The 3,696-nt window shown below is 69.2% G+C and carries 3 protein-coding genes; all 3 read left to right on the top strand.

The window, feature by feature from the left end; all coding sequences use genetic code 11:
- Nucleotides 1-146: FCD domain-containing protein (locus tag IL992_RS45330; RefSeq protein ID WP_193209468.1), on the top strand; the 146-nt coding region annotated here is incomplete at its 5' end.
- A gap of 913 nt (nucleotides 147-1,059) precedes the next feature.
- The gene (locus IL992_RS45325; protein WP_193209467.1) at nucleotides 1,060-2,526 is read left to right on the top strand and encodes an arabinofuranosidase catalytic domain-containing protein; all 1,467 of its coding nucleotides are present in this window, start codon (nucleotides 1,060-1,062) and stop codon (nucleotides 2,524-2,526) included.
- A gap of 26 nt (nucleotides 2,527-2,552) precedes the next feature.
- On the top strand, nucleotides 2,553-3,696 hold a 1,144-nt coding region (locus IL992_RS45320; protein ID WP_193209466.1), incomplete at its 3' end, for an RICIN domain-containing protein.

Raw genomic sequence — 3,696 nt, 5'->3', positions numbered from 1 at the left:
CCGTCGAAGAACACGACGCCATCTACCAGGCCATCCGCGCCGGCGACCCCGAAGCCGCCGCCCACGCCGCCGCCACACACATCGACAACACACTCGACGACTACCGCAGAGAGATCCAGCAACGCCTGTTCCGCTCGGCCGGCTGAGCCGTCCAGCCGTCCCCGCCGCTGGAGTGCCTCCATAGCCACGGATGCGAAGCGTTTCGATGCTGTGATCATGGTTGGGTCGTGGACGGGCTGAGGGCACCGGTCCGCTCGAGGCGGTCTGTGAATCTTTCATTCACGCGCGACCGGCAGGGGACCGTGAGCGTCCCTGCTGAGAGCCGCGGCAGGGACTCCAGGCCCTTGCGCGGGCCGGTAAGAAGGGGAACGAGGTTCTTGACACGCGCGTCGGCGGTCGTATTTGCTTCGCTGCATCCCGCCACCCCCCAATCCGCCGGCAGGAAGGATCAAGCCAAGTCTCTGTTGATCTGTTAGCGCTAACAAAGCCTGTAATCGCCGCCAGGAGGCAATAAGGGGCTGGGTTCCGTCGCCCGGTCGAGGCGAATCGGTTCGTGACCTTTTGCGACGAGGTTCAGAACAGACGCTCGCCGATGCGGTGTGACCTGGATGGTGATCCACCGACGTCGCGGCTCGCCGCGTACGACGGCGTGAGGCGCGCCGTCGGCGTTCCGGGCTGCAGCCGGACTTCTCACCCGCTGCCCGCGACCCCTTCCTCCTTCGTGTATGCGCCTTCGCGCGGATCGGGTCCGCGACCGGGACCCGACATCGCCTCGGTCTCCACGCTACGGACGACGCCGGATCGGCACCGAGCGTACGGATCGAGGAGCGGTCGGCTCCCACGGCCCAGCCGTCCACTGCGGGCTGTTCCCACAGCGACCCGCCGCATGGGACACGACCGCCTATCGCCGGCTCCGGCGAGGCTGCCCGGATTCAGCACGTGGCTGTCTCCGCCGTGCCTTCCCCCCAAGGAGTGAAAGCAATGGGTTCTTCGTCCGTTGACTTGTCGGGCCATGCGGCTCGCGGGCGGCGCTCACCGGCGGCCGTCGTAGCCTGCCTCATGGCAGCGCTCGCGGCCCTCCTCGCCACCGCCTTGACATGGTCAGCACCGGCATCGGCGGCGGTGGCGCCGCTGGTCAGCGCGTCGTCGGGGCGCTGCCTGGACGTGGCGGGCAACACCGATGCGCTGGGCGCCGCCCTGCAGATCTGGGACTGCAACGGCCAGGCCAACCAGGCGTTCGAGTTCACCTCGGCCGGTGAGCTGCGGACGTTCGGCGGCACGCGGTGCGTGGACGCGTACGGCCAGGGCACGTCGCCGGGCACGAAGGTGGTCATCTGGTCGTGCAACGGGCAGGCCAACCAGAAGTGGCGCCAGAACGCCGACGGATCCGTCACCGGGGTCCAGTCCGGACTGTGCCTGGACGTGTACCAGGCGGGCACGGCCAACGGGACCGCGGTCGCCCTGTGGACCTGCAACGGGCAGAGCAACCAGAAATGGACCGTCGCAGGGGGGCCCACCACGTCACCGAGCCCGCCCACGTCGCCGAGCCCGCCGCCCCCCGGCTCGCGTCCGTGTGACATCTACGCCGCCGGAGGCACGCCGTGTGTGGCCGCCCACAGCACGACGCGGGCGCTCTACAACGCCTACAACGGCAACCTGTACCAGGTGCGGCGCTCCTCCGACAACGCGACCAGGAACATCGGCGTCCTGACCGCGGGCGGCGTCGCCAACGCCGCGGCCCAGGACTCCTTCTGCGCCGGCACCACCTGCGTCGTCACCGTCGTGTACGACCAGTCCGGGCGCGGCAACGACCTGTGGTACCAGGGGTCGAGCGTGGTCCCCGGGTCCCCGCAGAGCAAGCCCGCGATCGCGACCACCGAGTCGCTGTCCGTGGGCGGCAACAAGGCCTACTCCCTGTACATCAACCCCGGCAACAGCTACTGGCGGGACGGTCACCTGACCGGCGTGCCGACCGGCAGCGCGCCCGAGGGCATGTACATGGTGACCAGCGGCACGCACGTCAACAGCGGCTGCTGCTTCGACTACGGCAACAGCGAGACCACCCGCAAGGCCGACGCCGCCGGCGCCATGGACGCCATCTACTTCGGCACGAGCTGCTGGTTCGGCGGATGCTCCGGATCGGGTCCCTGGGTCCAGGCCGACCTCGAATGGGGGCTCTACCCCGGCGGAAGCCAGTCCTGGAACCCCAACCAGAGAGCCTTCGCCAGCAAGTTCGTCACGGCCACGCTGAAGAACAACGGCACCAGCCGATTCGCGATCAAGGGCAGCAACGCGCAGTCCGGCACCCTGTACACCCTCTACGACGGCGCGCTTCCCCCCGGCTACAGCCCGATGAAGAAGCAGGGTGCCATCGTCCTGGGCAGCGGCGGCGACTGCTGCAAGCCCGATGGCGGCGCCAACCTCAGCGCCGGCACCTTCTACGAAGGAGCGATGGTCGCGGGCTACCCCTCCGACGCCACCGAGAACGCCGTACAGGCCGACATCGTCGCCGCCGGCTACCGCTGATCCCCTAACCGCGCATGGAGTTGCGTATGTTGAGTCACAAATCCCTTTTCGCCGCAATCGCGGCGGCAGCACTTCTCGTTCTGGGCATAAGCGGCACGGCGCTCGGCGGAACGACGTCGGCCACGCACAGCGCCGTGGCCGCCGCGGCGACCGCCGGATGCGGCAAGGCCCCGACGCTGGCGAGTGGCACGCACTCGATTGTGAGCAGCGGCCAGAACCGCAGCTATATCCTGCGGGTGCCCGCCAACTACGACAGCAACCGCCCCTACCGCCTGATCTTCGGGTTCCACTGGAACGGCGGCACCGCCAACGACGTCGACTCGGGCGGGACCGACGGGTACAACTGGTCGTACTACGGACTCAGGCGCCTGGCGGACGCCGCGAACAACGGCACGATCTTCGTTGCGCCCCAGGGCAACGGCAACGGCTGGGCCAACCCCGGCGGCCAGGACCTGACCTTCGTCGACGACATGCTCAGGCAGATCGAGGCCGGCCTGTGCGTCGACACCAGCCAGATCTTCTCCACGGGCTTCAGCTACGGCGGCGGTATGAGCTACGCGCTCGCCTGCGCCCGGGCGACGGTCTTCCGCGCGGTCGTGGTCTACTCCGGCGCGCAGCTCAGCGGGTGCAACGGCGGCACCCAGCCCATCGCGTACATGGGGGTGCACGGCATCGGGGACCCGGTGCTCAACATCTCTACGGGGCGAGGGCTGCGTGACACGTTCGTGAGGAACAACGGCTGCACCGCGCAGAATCCGCCCGAGCCCAGGTCGGGCAGCCTGACCCACATCGTCACCGCCTACTCGGGGTGCCGGGCCGGGTACCCGGTCGTGTGGGCTGCGTTCGACGGGGGCCACACCCCGGGCCCGATCGACGGGTGCACCTGTGACGGCTGGAGGACCTGGACCTCGGGCGAGGCGTGGAAGTTCCTGACGCAGTTCGACACGACCCCGCCGACCTCGCCCTCTCCCTCGCCGACCGTCTCACCGACCGTCTCACCGAGCGGCCCTCCGCCGGCGACGAGCGCGCTCAAGGGTGTGGGCTCCGGGCGGTGCCTGGACGTCAGCGGGGTGTCGCAGGCCAACGGCGCTCAGGTGCAGATCTGGGACTGCAACGGCCAGAACAACCAGCAGTGGACCTCGACCAGCGCCGGTGAGCTGCGCGTCTACG

Origin of the sequence: Microbispora sitophila, assembly GCF_014892245.1 — a bacterium.
In the GTDB taxonomy this organism is placed as follows: domain Bacteria; phylum Actinomycetota; class Actinomycetes; order Streptosporangiales; family Streptosporangiaceae; genus Microbispora; species Microbispora siamensis.
The sequence above is the reverse complement of the archived record's forward strand: the minus strand, read 5'-3'. Positions and strand labels throughout refer to the sequence as shown.